This window comes from Undibacterium sp. 14-3-2 (assembly GCF_016595265.1).
GTDB lineage: Bacteria > Pseudomonadota > Gammaproteobacteria > Burkholderiales > Burkholderiaceae_D > Undibacterium > Undibacterium aquatile.
This window is the reverse complement of sequence record NZ_JAENGS010000002.1, coordinates 422,941-442,982: the sequence shown is the minus strand read 5'-3', so window position 1 is coordinate 442,982 and position 20,042 is coordinate 422,941. Positions and strand designations below refer to the sequence as shown.

The 20,042-nt window shown below is 52.0% G+C and carries 18 protein-coding genes; 11 read left to right on the top strand and 7 right to left on the bottom strand.

The features are described from left to right. Window positions 1–20: 20 nt before the first annotated feature. A complete protein-coding gene (locus Undi14_RS06480) occupies window positions 21–704 on the bottom strand; it encodes a MarC family protein (protein WP_234030448.1) in 684 nt (227 codons plus the stop codon). Between the two features lie 123 nt (window positions 705–827). Here Undi14_RS06480 and Undi14_RS06475 point away from each other — a divergent pair, with 123 nt between their 5' ends. The 7 genes from Undi14_RS06475 (at window position 828) to Undi14_RS06445 (ending at window position 9,364) form a co-directional block, all read left to right on the top strand. Then, the gene (locus Undi14_RS06475) at window positions 828–1,427 is read left to right on the top strand and encodes a GNAT family N-acetyltransferase (RefSeq protein ID WP_200178770.1); all 600 of its coding nucleotides are present in this window, start codon (window positions 828–830) and stop codon (window positions 1,425–1,427) included. Window positions 1,428–1,505: 78 nt separating this feature from the next. Then, entirely contained in the window at window positions 1,506–3,152 is a 1,647-nt protein-coding gene (locus Undi14_RS06470; RefSeq protein WP_200178768.1) for a M28 family peptidase, read from the top strand. Between the two features lie 196 nt (window positions 3,153–3,348). Then, window positions 3,349–4,836: an efflux transporter outer membrane subunit gene (locus tag Undi14_RS06465; RefSeq protein WP_200178766.1), complete on the top strand. Its 1,488-nt coding sequence runs from the start codon at window positions 3,349–3,351 to the stop codon at window positions 4,834–4,836. A gap of 25 nt (window positions 4,837–4,861) precedes the next feature. Beyond that, window positions 4,862–6,178: an efflux RND transporter periplasmic adaptor subunit gene (locus Undi14_RS06460; protein ID WP_234030447.1), complete on the top strand. Its 1,317-nt coding sequence runs from the start codon at window positions 4,862–4,864 to the stop codon at window positions 6,176–6,178. An 8-nt stretch (window positions 6,179–6,186) separates the two neighbouring features. Continuing rightward, window positions 6,187–7,041: an ABC transporter ATP-binding protein gene (locus Undi14_RS06455; RefSeq protein WP_200178765.1), complete on the top strand. Its 855-nt coding sequence runs from the start codon at window positions 6,187–6,189 to the stop codon at window positions 7,039–7,041. Then, window positions 7,032–8,243: an ABC transporter permease gene (locus Undi14_RS06450; RefSeq protein ID WP_200178762.1), complete on the top strand. Its 1,212-nt coding sequence runs from the start codon at window positions 7,032–7,034 to the stop codon at window positions 8,241–8,243. Before Undi14_RS06455 ends, Undi14_RS06450 begins: the two co-directional genes overlap by 10 nt. 392 nt (window positions 8,244–8,635) lie before the next feature. Further along, on the top strand, window positions 8,636–9,364 hold the full coding sequence (locus Undi14_RS06445) for a hypothetical protein (protein ID WP_200178760.1): 729 nt from the start codon (window positions 8,636–8,638) through the stop codon (window positions 9,362–9,364). A gap of 94 nt (window positions 9,365–9,458) precedes the next feature. On the opposite strand, the gene Undi14_RS06440 is transcribed toward Undi14_RS06445, so the two are convergent. Together Undi14_RS06440 and Undi14_RS06435 are read right to left on the bottom strand one after the other, a co-directional pair. Then, window positions 9,459–11,672, bottom strand: a complete 2,214-nt coding sequence (locus Undi14_RS06440) for a TonB-dependent receptor (protein WP_200178759.1) — start codon at window positions 11,670–11,672, stop codon at window positions 9,459–9,461. Between the two features lie 298 nt (window positions 11,673–11,970). Then, window positions 11,971–12,339 (bottom strand): DUF2946 family protein, encoded by a 369-nt coding sequence (locus Undi14_RS06435; protein WP_186882996.1) that lies wholly within the window; start codon window positions 12,337–12,339, stop codon window positions 11,971–11,973. A gap of 323 nt (window positions 12,340–12,662) precedes the next feature. Between Undi14_RS06435 and Undi14_RS06430 the strand changes: the two genes are divergently transcribed. The 3 genes from Undi14_RS06430 (at window position 12,663) to Undi14_RS06420 (ending at window position 15,633) form a co-directional block, all read left to right on the top strand. After that, window positions 12,663–14,129, top strand: a complete 1,467-nt coding sequence (locus Undi14_RS06430) for an APC family permease (protein WP_234030446.1) — start codon at window positions 12,663–12,665, stop codon at window positions 14,127–14,129. Window positions 14,130–14,182: 53 nt separating this feature from the next. Beyond that, entirely contained in the window at window positions 14,183–14,656 is a 474-nt protein-coding gene (locus Undi14_RS06425; protein WP_200178758.1) for a CreA family protein, read from the top strand. 113 nt (window positions 14,657–14,769) lie between these two features. Further along, window positions 14,770–15,633 carry an HDOD domain-containing protein gene (locus tag Undi14_RS06420; protein WP_200178757.1) on the top strand — a complete coding sequence of 288 codons (864 nt, stop codon included), beginning with the start codon at window positions 14,770–14,772 and terminating at the stop codon, window positions 15,631–15,633. A gap of 16 nt (window positions 15,634–15,649) precedes the next feature. On the opposite strand, the gene Undi14_RS06415 is transcribed toward Undi14_RS06420, so the two are convergent. From Undi14_RS06415 to Undi14_RS06400, 4 genes are all read right to left on the bottom strand, one after another. After that, window positions 15,650–15,841, bottom strand: a complete 192-nt coding sequence (locus tag Undi14_RS06415; RefSeq protein WP_200178756.1) for a hypothetical protein — start codon at window positions 15,839–15,841, stop codon at window positions 15,650–15,652. A gap of 281 nt (window positions 15,842–16,122) precedes the next feature. Beyond that, window positions 16,123–16,617 (bottom strand): D-alanyl-D-alanine carboxypeptidase family protein, encoded by a 495-nt coding sequence (locus Undi14_RS06410; RefSeq protein WP_200178755.1) that lies wholly within the window; start codon window positions 16,615–16,617, stop codon window positions 16,123–16,125. Continuing rightward, window positions 16,618–17,406: an N-acetylmuramoyl-L-alanine amidase gene (locus tag Undi14_RS06405; RefSeq protein WP_186883002.1), complete on the bottom strand. Its 789-nt coding sequence runs from the start codon at window positions 17,404–17,406 to the stop codon at window positions 16,618–16,620. Further along, a complete protein-coding gene (locus Undi14_RS06400) occupies window positions 17,403–18,356 on the bottom strand; it encodes an N-acetylglucosamine kinase (protein ID WP_200178754.1) in 954 nt (317 codons plus the stop codon). The genes Undi14_RS06405 and Undi14_RS06400 overlap by 4 nt, the downstream gene beginning before the upstream one ends. A gap of 302 nt (window positions 18,357–18,658) precedes the next feature. Between Undi14_RS06400 and Undi14_RS06395 the strand changes: the two genes are divergently transcribed. Continuing rightward, window positions 18,659–19,954 (top strand): AmpG family muropeptide MFS transporter, encoded by a 1,296-nt coding sequence (locus Undi14_RS06395; RefSeq protein ID WP_200178752.1) that lies wholly within the window; start codon window positions 18,659–18,661, stop codon window positions 19,952–19,954. Window positions 19,955–20,042 lie beyond the last annotated feature (88 nt).

Sequence of the window (20,042 nt, the reverse complement as noted above, 5' to 3'; positions counted from 1 at the left end):
AATAGATGTCGCCTGAAGAATCAGCGCAGACGTACATCCGCAATCAGATCGGATACACCTGCCCAGCCGATTTCAATACCGATACAGACCAGAATAAACGCGGATAATCGCATGAGTACCGTGGCGCCGATATCGCCGAGGAAACGTTCCATATTCCGCGCAAAGCGATAACACAGATACACCACAATGGTTGTCAGTAACACGCCCATCGCAGAGGCGATACTGGTCAGCAGCCAGTCGATAGGCTTGTGCGGCATTTGCGTACCCAGTGTGACGGATGCTGCAATCGTGCCGGGGCCGACGGTTAATGGAAAGCTGAAAGGGTAAAAACTGCGGCGGCGTAATTCTTCGCGGCTCCATTGTCCGCCGTGCGAGGCGGCAACCGAATTCAGCAATTTATCCTGACTCTGGTCATTCAGTAATTTCCAGCCGGCCATACCGACCACGATGCCACCGGCAACGCGCACGATAGGCAGCGAAATGCCGAAAAAATCCAGCACATACGAGCCAATAAAAATCGCGCCCATCAGCAGGAAAAAACAATTGATCGCAATGCGTTTCGCCAGCCGGTTAGCGATTTCCGGTTCTATCGGCCCTGTCATCGACAGAAAGATAGGCGCAATCGCAATCGGATTTAAAATTGGCAATAAAGTGATAGGCACCACCAGCAACGCCTTGAAGAAGACGATCATCGCCATACTCATAAAAACTCCTGAAAAAATAGAGTGCCCGATTATGCAACAGAATATCTAGGAAATATCCGGTTTCTGGTTTTAAATGAAGCAACTTTGTTGCCGTATGTTAAATGTGGATTAATAATTTTAATTATGTCAGAAAAATCCCCGTTCCCTTTGATTCAGACACAGCAGTTTTTGCTAAGGCAAATTGTGGCGGCTGACCTGCCCCACATTTTTCGCGGCATGTCTGATCCGCGTGTCACCGAGTATTACGGTATCAGTTATGAGACGCTGGAATTAACGCAGGCGCAACTCGATTGGTTTGAATTGATTTACGAAACCGGCACCGGAATCTGGTGGGGCATCTGCCGTCGCGACGAACCGCAGCATTTGATCGGCACTTGCGGTATCAATGAGTGGGAACAGGATGATCATTGCGCCGAAGCCGGATTCTGGATTTTTCCTGAACACTGGGGTAAAGGCGTGATGCTTGAATGTCTGTCGGCCATGCTCGATTACTGTTTTACGAAACTCAGTCTGCATCGCATGCAATCGATGGTCGAACCCGATAATCCGGCAAGCTGGAAGCTGATTGAAAAACTCGGCTTTCAACTCGAAGGAATTTTGCGCGAATGTGAACGCAAGGACGATCGCTATGTCGATCTGCGATGCTATTCCTTACTCGCGCGCGAATGGCGGAACAGAGCGCAGCCGCAAGCGGCCATCGTTCATTTTCCCACATCCACTTAGTGGTACGAAATATACTCTGTGAAATGGTGTTTTACACACAGCAGTGCACCCAAATTTTTACTTCCTCCCTATCCTGATATGACTATTTTTTCTTATGCCGTAACGCTGGCCTTACTCGGACTGACTACTTTCAATGTGAGTGCGCAGACAGCGACACCTGCTAACGTGATCAGCGAGCCTGTGCTGCGCTCACATCTTTCTTTTCTCGCCGATGATCTGTTGGAAGGGCGTGGCACCGGACAGCGCGGTGGTGATCTGGCGGTTCGTTATCTCGAAACCCAGGCCGCCATTATTGGCTTACAGCCGCTGAAGTCGGCGGCGGTAGTTGGTTATCGGCAGTCAGTGCGGATTATCGGTAGCCAAACGCTGCCTGAGAGTCGCATCAGTTTTCAGACAAACGGTCGTACGATAACGCCGACGCTGGGCAGCGAGATCGTGTTCGGCTCTTCCGGTGGCAAGGAGAAAGTTGCACTGGATACGCCCGTGGTATTTGTTGGCTACGGTATCCGCGCACCGGAAGAACAATGGGATGATTTTAAGGGCATTGATGTCAAAGGCAAGCTGCTCATCATGATGGTGAATGATCCCCATCCGACGAAAGAAGAACCGCAGCGCTTTGCCGGTGAGGCGCTGACGTATTACGGTCGCTGGACATACAAGTTTGAAGAAGCGATGAGGCAGGGAGCCGCAGGTGTCTTGCTGATCCACACCACGCCATCGGCCAGTTATGGATGGAATGTGCCGCAAACCAGTTTCAGCCACGAACGCTTCAGTTTGCCGGGAATGGGAAATGCAGTCGAGGGTTGGTTACAGGAAGAAAACGCTCGCACTTTGTTTGCCGCCGCCGGTTTTGATCTTGATCGCTTGCGTGCGAGCGCCGAACAGCGTGATTTCAAACCTGTTGATTTGCACATCAAGGCTCAGGTCAATATACAGAATCAGGTAAGACAGGTCGAGCAGTTTAATGTGCTGGGGATGGTGCCTGGAACCGATCCCAAACTGGCGACAGAGGCCGTGATTTATTCTGCGCACTGGGATCATCTTGGCATGGAAAAAACTGCTGATGGCAAAACCCATATCTGGAACGGTGCGGTGGATAACGCTTCTGGCAGCGCAGCCTTGCTGGCAATGGCACAGGCTGCAGTCAGACAACCGGCAAAACGCACGCAGATATTTTTATGGCCTTGTGCAGAAGAACAGTATTTACTGGGCAGCCAGAGTTACGTCAGCAATCCACCTTGGCCGTTGGCGAAAACGGCCGCCGACCTGAATCTCGACAGCATGAATTTTGTTGCAGCCACACATGATATCGGCGTGGCCGGCAGCGAACGCAGCAGTTTGTACGAAAGTGCGGCAAAAGTCGCCGCGCAAATGCATTTGCAACTCGCGCCGGCGGTACCCGATCTGGGTGGCGCGTATTTCCGCGCAGATCATTTCAATTTTGCGCGGGCAGGCGTGCCTGCATTCAATGTTGGTTCGGCCGTTTTTTCCGGTGATGGGCATTTCCATTTTGCGAAACAGCCAGAACAGGCGCTGAAAGAACAGATGAAGAGTTTCAAAGCGGACTATCACACCGAACGCGATATATATCATGTGCAATGGGATTTAAGTGGTATGGTGCAGCAGGCACAGTTTACGTTGAACCTCGGATATGAGGTCGCGAATGCAAAAGCGATGCCGGTCTGGAAAAAAGGTGAGGCGTTTGCGAATGTGAAGCGTCATTAGTATTTTTCTGTGCCTTCCATCATCTCTGATGATCCGCCCGTGATTGCATCTGAATAATGGCGTTTGTCTGATCAGAAGCAATAATCCGTCACAAAGCGATACACACGTATCGCTTTGTGAACGCCGACGTAGCGCTACAATTTGTGCTGAAATTACTATCAGGTTTGATGGCTTAATGAAACACAAGAAAAATGCTATGAAGCGCAAAATTTGCCTGCTGTTCCTGCTGTCACCTCTGGCTGCATGCGTCTCTTCCGGCGCACCGCCATCGACAAGCACGATCACCGGCGTTGAGGTTCCTGCCGCGTGGTCTGATGGCATGCGGGTTGTCAGTGCAAAAGGCACTGTGCCATCGGCGAGTGTGCCGCACACCGATATCTCCGTCTGGTGGCAGCGCTTTCAGGATCCGCTGTTAAATCAGCTGATCTCACAATCACTGCAAGCCAACACCAGTGTTCAGAGCGCACAAGCGGCTTTACGTCAGGCGCGTGCTTTGCGTGATGTCAGTGCGGCGGCTTTATCTCCCAAAATCAATGCCTCTGCTTCGGGGCAGCGCAGTAAAGCGGGCGATATCGCGCCTGCAAATTCGTTCTCGACGGGATTTGATGCCAGCTGGGAGCCAGATGTTTTTGGTGCTAACCATCAGGCACTGGCTGCTAGTGAAGCAACTGCCCGCGCCAGTGCCGCCAGTCTGGGCGACGTGCAGATATCCGTTGCTGCTGAAGTCGCGGTGAACTACATACAATTGCGGACGACTCAGGTTCGTCTGGCAATCGCGAGGGCGAACGTCGCGAGTCAGGCTGAGACTTTGCAAATTACGAATTGGCGCGTACAGGCAGGCTTGTTGACCTCGCTTGAAGGTGAACAGGGGCGCGCCGCCAGCGAACAGGCGCAGGCACAAATTCCGTTACTGGAAACCACGGAAGCGCAGAATCTGCACAGCCTCGAGGTGTTGTGTGGGCAGACACCTGAATCTCTGCGTCAACAACTGCAGAGCCGCGCTGCGAAGACTGGCGACATGATGAGCACTGCCAATATTCCTCAGGCCGACGACAATCTGGCGCTGAGCCTGCCTGCGGAAACTTTGCGCCAACGCCCCGATATCCGCGCGGCTGAACATCAGATCAATGCCGCGCTGGCGCGGGTGCGGCAGGCCGACGTCGCGAATTATCCCAGCTTTAATCTGAGTGGCTCTCTCGGTCTGCGCGCGCTGACGGTCGGTGCGCTTGGCGGCAGTGGCACTTTGCTCAGCAGCGTATTGGCGAGTGTTTCGTTACCAGTGTTGGATGGTGGTGCGAACCGGGCGCAGTTGCAGGCGCAGCAGGCCGCACTTGAGCAGACGCAGCTCACGTATAAAGCCGCTGTGCTGACGGCCTTACAAGATGTGGAAAATGCGCTGGTCGCACTGAAGAACGACAGGGAACGTCTGCAACGTCTGCGCAACGCTGCCGATGCTGCCAACAATGCAGCTTTGTTGGCTCGTCAACGCTTTGCCAGCGGTCTCATCGATTTCCAGACCATCCTTGAAACACAGCGTACTTTGTATAGCGCGCAGGATGCCGTGGCCAGTACCAGCAACGATCTGGCCGCAGATTACGTGCGCCTGTATAAAGCGCTGGGCGGCGGCTGGCAGGCCGATCAGGATGAATCCGGCAGCACGCGCGACAGCCGTAACCAGAGCTAACCAGAACAGTAATTAAACTGAAAAAATGATGACTACACCTCCCGTGATGACGACGAAAACCGGAGCGGAAGCGCTCAATTTGCTTGACGACCCGCATGCCCGCGTCTGGTGGCGCCGGCCTGCGTTTTGGCTGATTGTTGTGCTGACGACTGTGCTGCTGGCAGCCTGGTTTTTCTGGAGTAAAAATCAGGCGAATCAGGCCGCGCCCGTGTTTGTTACCACGCCGCTGGCACGTGGCAACCTGACCTTATCCGTGATGGCGAATGGTACTCTGCAACCGACACGCTCGGTCAGCATAGGCAGTGAATTGTCCGGTACAGTCAGCCGTGTACTGGTCGATGTGAATGACAAAGTCAAAAAAGGGCAGGTGCTGGTGGAGCTTGATACTGCCAAGTTAAACGATCAGATTGTCCGTTCGCGGGCGGCGCTGGATGCCGCCAGAGCCGCTTTGGCACAGGCCAATGCGACGGTTAAAGAGTCGCAGGCGAATTTCGATCGTTTGCAGGAAGTAGCCCGTTTATCCGGCGGCAAAGTCCCATCGAAAGCCGAACTCGACACCGCTGCTGCGACGCTGGATAGGGCGAAAGCCACGGTTCTCAGTGCAGATGCGAATGTGCTCAGCGCGAAGGCAAGCTTATCGACCGATGAAACCAACTTAGCGCGCGCCTCTATCCGCTCACCTATCGACGGCGTGATACTGACGCGCTCGGTTGATCCCGGGAATGCGGTGGCGGCATCACTGCAAGCTGTCACCTTATTTACGATAGCAGAAGATTTGACGCATTTGCGTTTGCAGGTGAATGTCGACGAGGCCGATGTCGGTGCCGTGCAGCTCGGGCAGAAATCCAGTTTTACCGTCAGCGCTTATGCAAATCGCCAGTATCCGGCCACGATTACCCGCGTCGCGTATGGCTCTACGATTACCGACAATGTGGTGACGTACATCACCTATCTGGATGTGGATAACAGCGATCTTAGTCTGCGTCCCGGAATGACGGCGTCGGCCACGATCACTGCGAAGGAAAGAAACGATGTGTTGATCGTACCGAACACGGCTTTACGTTTCACTCCATCGCACGGCGGCACAGCTGCGGCGCCGGGTAAGAGCGGTCTGATGACGAGTCTGATGCCACGCCCGCCTGGTCAGGCAGCGCGGAAGTCGGCCACAGAATCGGCGAATGGCAAAAAAGTGCAGCAGATATGGATATTACGTGACAATGCGCCGGTCGCGATTGCGGTGACGCGCGGCATCAGCGACGGCAAAATGACAGAAGTCAGTGCGCCGGAATTGCAGGCGGGGGTGCAGGTCATTACTGAACAACGTCAGATTGCCGCAAAATGAGTTCTGAAATGAGTTCGGATATCCCAGCTATAACGAAGGCGGCACCAGTGCCTGAGACGAAGATCACCGATGCGGACGCTGATGCTGCACTGCCCTTGATACGCTTGCGTGGCGTCACGAAACAATATGGCAGCGGGCAAGCGGCATTGATGGCGCTCAAAGGCGTCGATATTGACATCCATGCCGGTGAATTTGTCGCGATTATGGGGCCCAGCGGATCGGGTAAATCGACTGCGATGAATATCATTGGTTGTCTCGATACTCCATCCGGCGGTGAGTATTTATTTCAGGGCATGCATGTTGAAGCCTTGTCGCGCGATCAGCGCGCCCGCTTACGGCGGCGTTATCTCGGCTTCGTGTTTCAGGGATTTAATTTGCTGGCGCGTACCTCGGCGCAGGAAAATGTTGAATTACCGTTGTTGTATCGCGGCGAGAGCCCCGCGAATCGTCATCGGTTCGCAGCGAAGGCCTTGGCATCAGTTGGTCTGGCGGGCTGGGAACATCACACGCCGGCAGAATTATCGGGTGGTCAGCAGCAGCGTGTCGCTATCGCGCGTGCGATTGTGACCGAACCGGCAGTGTTGCTGGCGGACGAACCGACCGGTAATCTCGATTCTCAGCGCAGTCGTGAAATCATGGAGCTGCTGTCGCGCCTGAATCAGGAACATGGCATCACCATCATGATGGTCACACATGAACCGGATATGGCTTTATATGCCAAACGTATTGTCCGTTTCGTTGATGGTCTGCTCGATACCGATACCATCAATCCGCATCCGGTCGCGATATTGTCAGCAGACGCAGCAGATACAGTAGCCAATGCGGCAGCAGCGGTGGCAGAAGGAGGCGCGGCATGTTCCTGAATACGATATTGCTGGCGCTGCGTTCGATACGCCGTAATCTGCTGCGTTCATTTCTGACCATCCTCGGGATTGTGATCGGTGTCAGCGCTGTGATCACCATGGTGACCTTAGGCAACGGTGCGACCGCTGCGGTACAGGCGCAGATCTCCAGTCTTGGGACGAATTTATTACAGATTCGCCCCGGACAGCGTATGAGCTTTGGCGGTGGTGGCGGTGCCGGCACTGCTTCGTTTAAAGAAGCCGATGCCGAAGCTATCGCCTCGCAAATCGGTGGTGTTCAGGCCGTTGCGCCCGAAGGCCGCGCCAGTGCTGTCGTCGTGGCGAATGGCCGTAATTGGTCGAGTAGCGTGACTGGCAGCACGAATGCGTGGCTGCGTACGAATAACTGGACGCTGGCGGCAGGACGTCAGTTTGAAGAAGGTGAATTGCAGGCTGGTTCAGCCGTCTGCATTATCGGTGAAACAGTCAGAAGGGAATTGTTCGACACACGCAATGCGGTTGGAGAACATTTGCGCGTCAAGCAGTTTTCCTGCGAAGTTGTCGGTGTACTGGCGTCGAAAGGTCAGGCGGCCATGGGCAATGATCAGGATGATGTGGTGCTGATTCCTTTGCATACATTGCAGCGTCGTGTGACCGGCAACCGTCGCGTTGCCACTTTGCTGGTCTCGATGAAAGACGACGCCGATAGTGAAACCCTGAAAGCCAGTCTGACACAATTGCTGCGTGAGCGTCGCAAACTGGCCGATACCGATGAAGACAACTTCAATGTGCTTGATACCAAACAACTGGCGGAAACTATGTCTGGTACGACCAAGGTCATGACAACCTTGCTTGGTGCGGTCGCTGCTGTGAGTTTGCTGGTCGGCGGCATCGGCATCATGAATATCATGCTGGTCAGCGTCACAGAACGCACCCGCGAGATCGGCTTGCGACTGGCGATAGGTGCATTGGAGCGAGAAGTGCTATTGCAGTTTCTGATTGAAGCGACAGTCTTATCGACCCTCGGCGGCATCATTGGTATCGTGCTGGCAGCGGGTGCCTCGATCTTGCTCGCGCAGATCATGCAGGTGCCTTATATGTTCAATACGTCGATTAACCTGATGTCGTTTTTCTTTTCAGCTGGCATCGGCATGTTGTTCGGTTATTTCCCGGCGCGTCGTGCCGCCCAGCTTGATCCGATTGAAGCCTTGCGACACGAGTAAGCTCACAATAATCGTGGTGATGGATGTTGGTCTGTGACCACGATTATTGATGATGCCGATGATTTTGTTCTTCAAGCCTGTTTATCGTCATTCTTGCGAGTCTTACCTCCTTATTCCATAAGCCCTGCAAGTGAGAATTGCTCCAGAAGGCGCATCAATACTGAGAGATTGATTTTCAGTTATTTGCTAAATACGTCTATTTGACTTATCTCTGCGTTGTAGCCCGGATGTGTGCTTGTAATTTCTATCACGTGATCGTACTGCACTGATTGATTAAACAATGCGGCAAATCCTGTGCAATTCTTGTCTTTGAAGTTTGATGGTTTTTTGTAAACTATGTAGCGTATCAGCAGAGAATAAACCGTCATTTCATTCAGCAGGAGAGACATACCATGAATATTCAAGGCATCAGCGGCGCGAGTGCATGGTTTGACGTAGCGAAGAAAACGGGTACTTTTTCCACTACCGTTCCGGCTCAAATACCCACTTCGGCACGTAGCAGTGATACGGCCAGCATTTCCGGGGCAGCGCGCGACAGACTGATGCAAGAAATAGCATCGCAGAGTGCCAGATCTGCTACGGCAGCAGCAACGCCATCAACCCCTGCGGTCGCCAGCTTCGATACCGACAAAGGAAGTGTGGAGCTGAACATCGACGATTATTTTTCCGCCAGCCCGCAAAAGCCGTTTGCTGAATTACCACCCTTACTCATGCCTTCACAGCGAAATATTGATGCGTTGAGTACGCATATTTCGAATGTGTTTCCGAAATTTTTGTCTGACCACGGGATATCGTCAGCGCCTGCAAGTATCTCGTATGACAGCATGGGACAGGCGGTATTTCCGGCAGACTACCCTTATACTGAGCAATTAAAAAAGGCACTCGATGAGACACCATCGATGGCGCGAAAACTCATGACCGTGGTTGGCATGACCGATGCAAAAAATGCGCTGGATGAAGGAGTGAAATTCCAGCAGGAGTATACAAATGCTCAGAGCCAGAACGCGTTGGGAGCCGTGATTGCAAAATATGGCAGCCTGCTTTCAGGGCAGTCCTCTACGTCTCCGGTTTCTTTGTTTTTTTCCGATGACGGACACTTGAGAAGCACAAGCAGAGTCTAATTGACTTGTTGAAATGTGCTGCCCGCTGAGATAAGCCGGGCAGCATGGCGTTAAGGCGTAAGCCCGAAGGCCGCCTTTGATATGCGTTACTGCATCAGAACTTCAGCGTGACACCTGCATACACCGAGCGTCCACTACCCGGAACCTGCGTATCATGCGCGACGCCAGCACCCATCGTAGCGCCTTGTCCCAGATACGCGCCACCCAGCGGTAAGCGGTAAAAGCGGTTCAGCATGTTGTCGATACCGACATCAAAACGCGCCTGTTTCCAGGTATAGCTGCTGCGCAGATTGAGTAAGGTGTAGCCAGCGGTACGCAGTTCTTTGCGAATGTCCGAAAGATCGGTTTTCGCATCGACCATCTGTACTTCCAGCGTATTTTCCCAGTGTTCCTTTTTCTGCGTCAGCGACAGGCGCGCATTCAGCGGCATGATGTTATACAAGCCGCTGTCGGTCACGGTGTTTTTAGCGTTCACATAATTCAGTAAACCATGAATGGAAACGCTGCCAATTTCACTGGTTTTGATGAGCTGCTTGTGGCCAGAAATATCGAGTCCGTACAGCCTTGCTTTCTGGTTGCTGAGGCTCAGATTCTGAAAGCCATCTTTGCGTGTGCCACAGGTTTTACCGACCGACGCACAGCTGGTGGCGTCAATGTAGTCGCGTACTTGCGTGTAGTACGGCGATACTTTGAATTCCCAGTCGGATTGCTCCGCATCATGCCAGTTCAGCGTCGCACTCAGGGTATGCGCAACTTCAGGGTTTAACTGGAGATTTCCGACATAGCCATTGCCATCGCCAAACCAGTTGTTCATGTTCATGACCATGGTGTTGTTGCTGGCCCAGGTGTAACGCTCATACAGATTCGGCGAGCGCGATTTCATCGCATAGCCACCATCCATACTGAACGTTGCATTGGGCGTGTAGCGGGCGGTGGCAGTGAGGTCGATGTTGTTATCTTTACGCTGACGGTCTGCGGCATTGAATGCGCCAGGGACAGAGCTTGGCAGCGCCGGATTGCCATACATGCTGCTATAGCCAGCGACATTGCCGCTATTCATTTTCACGCTTTCGTAGCGCAAGCCCAGTTGCGTCACCCATTGTGGCGTCCAGCTGGCATACCACTCAGCAAACACGCCCAGACGATCACGCTGACCATCCGCGATATTCACAAACGTATTTGGTGCCATCATCATGCCGGTGCCGGAAGCGATCCACCAGTCATTCATACGGTAACGCTGATATTCCGTGCCGACGCTGAGCTTGTCGCGCTCTGATAACATCAGATCAGCCTTGATCAGTGCGCCGGTATTTTTACCTTCGGTGTCCATAGGCATGCCGGGGGCGTTACCGTACCAGAACTGTTTATCGTCGCCGAAATTCATACGGTGACGTGTGTGTTCGTTGTACAGGCGTGCTTCCAGCATCCCCCAGTCATACTGGCTCTTGTAGCGCAGATTGACCTGTTCACTGTTATTGCCTGTCATATCCATGCGCTGATTCGGAAAGCCCTGATAGGGAATATTCTGCGTGCCGATACGCAGTTCCAGCAGTTGACCCGCATTGCGCATCGCGACAGACAGCGATTGATTTTCAGATTTGTAACGTGATGAACCAACCTCGTCACCGGCGATCCAGGCTTTGTCTGCCGCCGCTAATTTTGCTGCCTTGAAATCGTTGGCGGCATGATAGTTACCGCTTTCGGCAATCGCGCCAGTGTAATTCAGGCTCCATATTTCTGTGGCATAAGTCGCTGCAAAATTGACGCCTTTGGCATTGCCATTACTGCGATAAAAGCTGCCTGCCTGACCTTTGAGCAGGGTGCTTTGGCCAGCTGCCGCGAATTCTGGCTCGGGCGAATTCACCTTAATAGTGCCGCCTATGCTGTCGCCGCCAGTACTGACGGGGGCGATACCAGTCAATACCTGAATACTGCCAACCTGCGTAGGATCGATATAGGACAACGGCGGATTCATATGATTGGCACATGCTGAGATCAGATTCATGCCGTCAACCTGTATCCGCAAGCGGTCATCGGCGAGGCCGTGGATCGCCGGCAGACTTGAGACGCCTCCCGCGAAATACAGGCTGACACCGGGAACGTCGCGCAACAGCGTTGCGACATCGCTGGTAGCAGCGAGTGCTGACTTCTGAGTGACCCCATCGATGTTCGGCGCCGGAATTTTTTCGGCATGAATGACGACTTCAGATGGTTTTTGTAATGGTAATTCCTGCGCCTGAACCGCCGCGCAAGGAAGCAGAGCAGCGATGGACGTCGCCAGAATATGTTGTTTGAATTGGGTTTGCATGAAATATGGTCTCTCGTATGTGGTGCGTTGCCGCAGCCGGGAACAAGACTGCAGCAGCCATGCTCAGAAATGATGAGGTTCCGGCGATGGTCGGTGATCGTATGGTGCGCAGAAAGTTGCTGCACCAAGGCTGAAAGGCGTATCCGGTCAGTTATCGCAAGTTTCCGCGCGCGTAATTCAACGCAACTCAACGCAATTAAACGTAACTAACGTAATTAACGTAATCAATGGCCGCGTGCATGTAGCACACACATGTCGGTCAGGCGCGTACAGGAGAAAACAGAACCGGATAGGGTCTTCAGATTACCGGCGGACCCCGTGCGGGGAGAGGGGCTGAGACGGTAGCCGCAAGCCGTGCAGCCGGAATCGACTGCGTGGCATACGACAAAGCATGTGGAGGTTCGCAAACACTATTTGACGCAACAGCAGGAGGGAGTGTCGTCGCAACACATAAAGGGCAATCGAGTAAATGCGTCTGCGCGCTGCTTTTGCCCTGGCCCGCATCCGAGGTGTTACCGACCAGTTTATATCCGGTGCTGGTACAGATCAGATTCATGGCATCTGGCTTCATCAGTGGCGAGGCCATCGCAACGCCGAGCGTCAGTACGTACATCAGTAATACTGTGCGCACCAGATGGTGAAATGTCAGCAGGGAAATTCTTGGCATAGGCATAAGTTTGGAATGCTAACATCACCAGTGGTTTTTACCATGATGTATCACAAACTCTGCAAATTACGGTAGTTGACGTTGTGCCGGAGGGATTTGCCGCTATCATTGCGTTTTTCGTGTAATCGTCATGAAACAAACGGAATTGAGTTGGTCCGCCTACCCGGATGTTATGTGCGTACAGTTTTTGCTTATAGACATTGTCCGTAGCTGACCGGCGAGTTCTGCGTTCAACTGCACTTTTACACGCCGTGCCAGATCTGAGTGTCTGGTCTTTGCTATTTCATCAGATGCGCAGCAGTTTCTGAAAACAAGGAATGATCTTGAGCTTTATATCATTAGCCCGCCAATTAACACGCACGAAACCTATCGATGCTCACGAAGTGATCATTGAGGAACAGCATCAGCATAGCCTGCATCGCTCTTTGGGATTGTTTTCGCTGACGATGATCGGTGTCGGTGCCACCATAGGAACAGGCATCTTTTTCACTATGGTCGAAGCGGTACCTAAAGCCGGGCCATCGGTTATTTTATCGTTTCTGATTGCGGCACTGACTGCCGGGCTGACGGCGCTTTGCTATTCTGAATTATCGGCGCGGATTCCGGCTTCCGGTTCTTCGTATTCATTTGCATATGCTACTGTCGGTGAATTCGCAGCGTTTGTGGTTGCAGCCTGTCTGTTACTGGAATATGGACTTGCGGCTAGTGCGACAGCAATAGGATGGTCGGCTTATCTGAACAATTTTCTGCACAATGCGCTGGGTTGGCAAATTCCCGAGATGCTACGCACGCCGATGATCGTTGCCGGTGCCAATGGTGTTGAAATTCATCCCGGGCAATTTAATCTGCCGCCAGTGGTGCTGGTGATCATTTGTTGTTTCTTGTTGTTGCGCGGCGCGAAAGAGTCGGCGACCGTCAATGCGATTATGGTCATGATCAAACTGGCGATATTGGTATTTTTTGCAGTGATTGCCTTTTCCGGTTTTCACGCTGAACATTTCACGCCGTTTTTTAATACCGACAATAGCAAAGGGCTGGCGGGCATGGCGGGTGTGACTGCCGCTGCCGGCACGGTCTTTTTCTCTTTTATCGGGCTCGATACGGTGGCGACCGCAGGTGCGGAAGTCAAAAATCCCAAGCGGAATGTACCGTTGGGAATCATGGCAGCGCTGATTGTTGTCACCGTGTTTTACATGCTGGTCGCGATTGCCGCCGTCGGCGCTCAACCTGCACATATGTTTGAGGGGCAAGAGGCTGGTCTGGCCGTGATTTTGCAGAATGTGACAGGCAAGGCATGGCCGGCTTTGGTGCTTTCTGCAGGGGCAGTGATTTCTGTATTCAGTGTCACATTGGTGACGATTTATGGACAAAGCCGGATTTTGTATGCGATCAGTAAAGATGGTCTGATTCCTGCTTCATTTCAGAAAGTGCATCAACGCACACGCGCTCCGGTGATTAATACCGTGCTGGTTTGTCTGCTGGTCGGTATCGTCGCAGGTCTGGTAGACGCGACATTTTTGTGGGATATGGTCAGCATGGGAACGCTGGTGGCTTTCATCGTCGTTTCCGCATCCATTCCTGTGATACGTAAAAAAGGAATCGGGCATGGCGTGCAGGGTTTCCGTGTGCCGTTTGGTCCGTACCTGATTCCGGCGCTGAGTATTTTTGCCTGTTTATATATTCTGAAAGACCTGTCTGGAACGACATTTAAAGTATTTTTTATCTGGATGTTCATTGCGATCAGTATCTATTTCGCATATAGCAAGCGGCACTCGGCGTTGAATAAATGATGTCTGGCAGCGGATGCCATATATGAATGAAAAATGAATGAAAGGCGAACAACATGAAACATCAGATTCTGGCATGTGCAGCACTGGCTTTATTTTCAACAACGGTCTGCGCTGAACATATCGGCAGCGTGGATACGGCATTTAAGCTGATAGGTCCCGATCATAAGGTGGTGGTGGAAGCCTATGATGATCCTAAAGTTGCGGGCGTAACTTGTTACGTATCCCGCGCCAAGACTGGCGGCATTTCAGGTGGCTTGGGATTGGCAGAAGATAAGGCTGAAGCGTCGATTGCCTGTCGTCAGGTCGGGCCGGTCAGTTTTCCGGCGCCGTTAAAGCAACAGGAAGAAGTGTTCAATCAGAGTTTATCTATTCTTTTCAAAAAATTACGTATTGTCCGTATGGTCGATCAGAAAAGAAATGCTCTGGTTTACCTGACCTATTCGGATAAGCTGATTGAAGGTTCGCCGCAGAATAGTGTCACAGCTGTGCCGGTGGACAGAAATACCCCGATTCCTGTAAAGAAATAAATAAGTAAATGACCGCTGGGATAAGAGCAGAAACTCACGTCACTCAGTTCTTTCTCAACGGTAATATGCGTTAAAATGCTCCCTGCACAATATTATTCAACTGTTGTTTTGATATGACCCCTCCAAGCACTGCACACGTCGCCAGCGATCAATCCGTTGACGCCCTGATCAAGACCATACGCATACCGCCACGTCCCAGCATGCTATTGGATCTGCAGACGGAGTTGGCCAGCAAAGAGCCTGATCCAGAACGGCTGGCAGTCATCATCTCGAATGATGTCTCGTTGTCTGCATCTTTACTCAAAGTGACCAATTCATCTTTTTTTGGTTTGCGCTTGAAGGCGACTTCGGTTGCGCATGCGGTGAAATTATTGGGTATGCAGCAATGCGGTTTGCTGATGGCGGGAATTATTGCGCGTCAGGCAGTACAGACAGAAAAAATTTCCCTCGCCAAGTTTTGGGATTTCTCATCTAAACGTGCGCAGGCAATGTCGCATCTGGCGAGCCGTATGCGTATTTGCCCTGCAGACATTGCACATACATTTGGCTTGTTTTGTGACATCGGTATTCCCTTACTGCTTGAACGTTTTCCTGATTATCAGGAAACACTGGTGTTAGCTGGTAACGATGTCAACGAAAAATTTACAGTGATAGAACAACAGAGGCACAGCACCAGTCACACATCTATCGGTGCTTTAATGGCACGTACCTGGGGCTTGCCCGAAGAGGTGTCGAACGCAATTTTGTTGCACCACGATTATGTTGTGTTAGCGGATTCTTCAACCGATGATCGCGTGCGGGCATTGGTGGCGCTGGCGCTGGTGTCTGAATATGGCATACACCGTTACCACGGCCAGGAGAACTGGGCTGAGTGGGACAAAGGCGGGCAATTAGCCTGCGATTTTCTTGGTCTGGCGAACGATGAAGTTGAAGATCGTTTTGAAGAGTTGCACGATTTATTCAACAGCGTACATTAATTCTCGCGGCGCTTGTTCAGCGCCCACCCAGCAAACGTGCTGGCAACATAACGATCGCCCGCAGTAATTCGAAAATCCCGTCAACGGCTATCCCGAGTATTCTGAATGGCAGTAACAGCAGCCAGAATAAGGGATACAGCAACAGCGCCATGATTGCCAGCGGCCAGCACAATACAAACAAAATGATCCAGATCAGCAGGGTCAGCATGATGCTCAGGCCAGTAACTGGTGAATCAGATTGCTCAGCATGACCAGCGCGATCGCGGCGATGACGATACCATCCATATTTGCAGTGAGTTTCATACCATTTCCTTTCCATATCGTGTGGGAGTAATGCCACTGTAATTGGCACGATAAGGGAAGGCGAACCGTTTGCGACAAAGTGTCATTTGGCGGGAACAGAGTGTTTTTATCCGCGACGAACATCCCTGTTATCAGACTGAAACCGATATTGCGATATTGTGATTTCAGCCTCAGGTCTGACGTGGTTCAGCGTTGGAAACACCAGTGCCATGGTTCGTATTGATATCCACTGTGATTCCCTGGAGGGTAAGACATGTCAAAACCAAATTCGTGGGCATGTTGTTGCAGCCACCGGAATGCTGTTGTGGTGTCAAATGAAATTTCCAGTTCAGGATCTTCCGGCGTGGCGATGTCGATAGCCCGGCCAGTGTGATGTTCGCTATATCCCGGCGGGGCACACACTTGCAAGATGTCATGAATTTCCTGCCCTGCCGCAAGTTTGGCCTGGATGATTTCAGCTTGACGGGCGACGCTGCGAAAGGCTGAAATCATCAGCAGGGCAATACCGTCACCAGCCGCGGTATTTTTCATCGCTTGCCAGGCCTGATTGGTGGAAGGTGTCAGCCAATACTCGCGCCCATCCTCTCCCACCTCAGCAAGCACCAGAGACGTCGCTTCAGATACCGCAACGAAGCCGCGCTGCTGCAGTATCTCCGGGCTTATTCCCAGTGCGTCCAGCATTTATCGTGTCTTCGTGTTTGCCGTCAGGACATCGAGCATGGCCGCTGTCTGAGCATCGGGGATGCCATCAAATTTTTCCTGACGATATTTACTTTGAAATGCGATCAGCACATTTTTGGTTGCTTCATCCAACACGCCGGTTTGCGGTGTGTTGTAGCCATGTTGTGCCAGTTTTTTCTGATACCAGCTGACATCTGGTAATTGCGCTTCATAGAGCGGCATACGTTGGGCCACTTGTGTTGCGTCTGGCCAAGGAATCAGGCCTGCATCAGCTAATTGTTTCCACGGAAACAGCGGGCCCGGATCAGACTTACGTTGTGGGGCGATATCGGAATGGCCAAGAATGTATTCTGGACGTATCTGATGGCGTGCAACGATGTCCTTCACCAGCGCAATGACACGGTCGATCTGTGCCTGTGGGAACGGGAAGTAGGTGCGGCCTTCCGGCGCATCGCGGAAACCCAGATTCACAATTTCGATGCCGATAGAGCTGGCGTTCAGGCGGCTATAGCCTTTCCAGTCGCTGAGTCCTGCGTGATACGACATTTTACTTTCATCAACGAGTTGCCAGACCTTGACCGGCATCTGATCGCCGACCAGATAATGGCTGCTGACTCCCTGTTGGCTCAATACCTTGAGTGAAGTCGGCTCATCAATCGCGGTGTAATGCAGAATCAGAAATTGTACGCGGTCTTCCTGACTTTTCGCCGAGATGCTGGAATCGATGCGTGATGTAGCGCAGCCGGTGAGGAAGGCGGCGAGGAATCCGAGTAAGAGTAATTTTTTCATGAGAGTAATGTAAGTTGTCTGGCAGCGAGCCGGGCTGCCGAAAAATGTGCCTGGCAAATACTAGTACGTAAGCTGATGTCTGAAGGTAAATGGGTACGACAAGATGCTGCAATCAATGGATGGAGTTCAAGTACCCGCCCGCTGAGAACCACAGGCTTGTTGCCGAAGCGTTTGCACATTGCCATTCCCAGTCGCGCCAGTTCTTGTCCGGCTCTTTTTAAAATATCGGCTGCGACTTCATCCGTATTCGCGCAGGCTGCTACAGCCAACGCCAGTTTACCGATGTCGCCCCGACTGCGGTGATACATAAAATCTTTGGAACTGTCCCAGTCATCGCCACCGATGGCTTTGAATATTTCTTGCGCAAGCAGCGAATTGCGCGATGCTCCCGGGCATTCGTCTTCTGCACGCCAGATATGGCGTACTGCTTCGCGGGCGATCCAGAAGCCGCTGCCGCCATCGTCAAGCAAATAGCCGCGTCCACCAGCGCGATGAAATTGTCCGGCTTCGTCAATATAGGCGGCGATAGAACCAGTACCCGCATAAACCAGATAGCCTGTTCCCGGCTTGAAACTATCCAGATACGCAATTTCGATGTCAGTACCGAGGCGAATGCATGGTTCCGGCATCTGCAGAATACCAGTCAACATCTCCAGAATGACGACACGCATATCGTCACTGAAACCGGTAATGCCGACTCTGACTGTTTGTAATTTGCCGTGGCTGCGTGCAGCAGCAGCGAGGTCGGAAAACACTTGTGCGAATTCCTGTTTTCCCTGCTGCGTCTTCAGTTGCAGAGCCGTCAATCCTGCCGCGGTGCCGCTGGCGATGATGTCTTCGTTGGCCGTTGCCAGCGCCCAGCGCGTCTGCGTTCCGCCCGTATCTATCCCTAAAGCCAGCGCTGATGCGTTGTCTTTGATACCGGGGAAAACGAAATCTGCTGGGTTCATATAGGGATGATCTGTTCTGTCATATTTTCGGATAAAACCCGCTGCCTTGCTGTCACTCCAATTCTTTACGAAACATCAGAGTTTTTTAACGACTATGCTCTATCCGTGTTTGCTTCGTTTATCATAGGTCGCTTTTGCGACACGCAGAAAATGAAAAGATAGCGTCAGCGTATAACTTTACTCTATGAGCAAAGCGTAAAAATTCAATCGTCTTCCGGTGTTTTTGCTGGGAAGATGTATTCGTAGAACTCATCTCTATTAATGAAATGAGTTCTGGCATTTCACCAAGAAAAACTCACACGATGACAAGAGACGTCACAACTTCCCACAGTCCTGAACAAACGCCTGCAACCGGTGCATGGCGTTGGATACCATCATTGTATTTCAGTCAGGGCATTCCCTATGTGGTCGTGATGACACTGTCCGTCATTATGTACAAGAATATGGGTATTTCCAATGAAGATATTGCTCTGTACACCAGCTGGTTGTATCTGCCATTTGTGATCAAGCCCTTATGGTCGCCGTTTGTTGACATGTTTAAGACCAAACGCTTTTGGGTGATTACGCTGGAACTGGTGATCGGCGCGTTATTTGGTCTGGTCGCATTCACGATTCCCATGAGCAGTTTTTTTCAGATGACCTTGCTGGTGTTCTGGCTGCTGGCATTCGGTGCCGCCACGCATGACATCAGCAGTGATGGTTTTTATATGCTGGCGCTGGAGCAGCATCAGCAGGCCGCGTTTGTCGGTGTGCGCAGCATGTTTTTCAGGATGTCGATGCTGACAGGGCAGGGGGCGTTGGTCTATCTTGCTGGAACGCTGAAAGATCTGACCGGTAATGTGGCATTTGGCTGGATGGTTGTGTTTGGTGTGCTGGCGGCAATGTTTGTAAGCCTGTCGCTGTATCACAAATGGGCTTTGCCCAGACCCGATAGCGATCACGCGCAAGGTGATCCAAATCAGGTCGTCGCGACGTTTTTTACGATCTTCGGCAAATTCATTAAGAAAAAAAATATTCTGCTGACGATTGCTTTTCTGTTGCTGTATCGCTTTGGCGAAGCGCAGTTAGTCAAAATGGCGCCACCATTTTTGCTGGATAGTCTGGATAAAGGCGGGCTGGGTTTATCGACGCAGGCGGTTGGCATTGTCTACGGTACCGGTGGCATGATTGCACTGACGCTGGGCGGCCTCGCTGGCGGTGCGTTGATTTCAATTTATGGTCTGAAGCGTTGTCTTTGGCCGATGGCGTTGGCGATTAATGTGCCGCACATCGTGTATGTGTATCTGGCATTCGTACAACCGCAAAATATTTACCTGGTTGGTGCCGCCGTGGCGATTGAGCAGATGGGATATGGCTTCGGCTTCACGGCTTACGTGCTGTACATGATCATGACCGCCGATGGTGAACACAAGACTGCGCATTATGCGATCTGCACCGGTTTCATGGCGATGAGCATGATGCTGCCCGGTATGTTCAGCGGCTGGTTGCAGGCAACGCTGGGATACGCGCATTTCTTTGTATGGATTTGCCTCGCCGCGATCCCGACCTTTATTGTGACAGCCTTGATTACGGTCGATCCCGAGTTTGGCAAGAAGTGATAAGTGAGGGACTGACGCAAAACCGCCCCGGCGGCGTTATGGCTCCTGGCCGTACTATTCGTACTGTCTTCGTCGCCATGCCTTGCCG

What these genes read in the sequence shown, in the direction of transcription:
- Undi14_RS06455 (WP_200178765.1), top strand. Translation starts at nt 6,187, where the DNA reads ATGAGTTCGGATATCCCAGCTATAACGAAGGCGGCACCAGTGCCTGAG.
- Undi14_RS06420 (WP_200178757.1), top strand. Translation starts at nt 14,770, where the DNA reads ATGACCCCTCCAAGCACTGCACACGTCGCCAGCGATCAATCCGTTGAC.
- Undi14_RS06415 (WP_200178756.1), bottom strand. Translation starts at nt 15,841, where the DNA reads ATGCTGACCCTGCTGATCTGGATCATTTTGTTTGTATTGTGCTGGCCG.
- Undi14_RS06395 (WP_200178752.1), top strand. Translation starts at nt 18,659, where the DNA reads ATGACAAGAGACGTCACAACTTCCCACAGTCCTGAACAAACGCCTGCA.
- Undi14_RS06440 (WP_200178759.1), bottom strand. Translation starts at nt 11,672, where the DNA reads ATGCAAACCCAATTCAAACAACATATTCTGGCGACGTCCATCGCTGCT.
- Undi14_RS06480 (WP_234030448.1), bottom strand. Translation starts at nt 704, where the DNA reads ATGAGTATGGCGATGATCGTCTTCTTCAAGGCGTTGCTGGTGGTGCCT.
- Undi14_RS06475 (WP_200178770.1), top strand. Translation starts at nt 828, where the DNA reads ATGTCAGAAAAATCCCCGTTCCCTTTGATTCAGACACAGCAGTTTTTG.
- Undi14_RS06465 (WP_200178766.1), top strand. Translation starts at nt 3,349, where the DNA reads ATGAAGCGCAAAATTTGCCTGCTGTTCCTGCTGTCACCTCTGGCTGCA.
- Undi14_RS06460 (WP_234030447.1), top strand. Translation starts at nt 4,862, where the DNA reads ATGATGACTACACCTCCCGTGATGACGACGAAAACCGGAGCGGAAGCG.
- Undi14_RS06405 (WP_186883002.1), bottom strand. Translation starts at nt 17,406, where the DNA reads ATGAAAAAATTACTCTTACTCGGATTCCTCGCCGCCTTCCTCACCGGC.
- Undi14_RS06400 (WP_200178754.1), bottom strand. Translation starts at nt 18,356, where the DNA reads ATGAACCCAGCAGATTTCGTTTTCCCCGGTATCAAAGACAACGCATCA.
- Undi14_RS06450 (WP_200178762.1), top strand. Translation starts at nt 7,032, where the DNA reads ATGTTCCTGAATACGATATTGCTGGCGCTGCGTTCGATACGCCGTAAT.
- Undi14_RS06425 (WP_200178758.1), top strand. Translation starts at nt 14,183, where the DNA reads ATGAAACATCAGATTCTGGCATGTGCAGCACTGGCTTTATTTTCAACA.
- Undi14_RS06445 (WP_200178760.1), top strand. Translation starts at nt 8,636, where the DNA reads ATGAATATTCAAGGCATCAGCGGCGCGAGTGCATGGTTTGACGTAGCG.
- Undi14_RS06470 (WP_200178768.1), top strand. Translation starts at nt 1,506, where the DNA reads ATGACTATTTTTTCTTATGCCGTAACGCTGGCCTTACTCGGACTGACT.
- Undi14_RS06410 (WP_200178755.1), bottom strand. Translation starts at nt 16,617, where the DNA reads ATGCTGGACGCACTGGGAATAAGCCCGGAGATACTGCAGCAGCGCGGC.
- Undi14_RS06435 (WP_186882996.1), bottom strand. Translation starts at nt 12,339, where the DNA reads ATGCCAAGAATTTCCCTGCTGACATTTCACCATCTGGTGCGCACAGTA.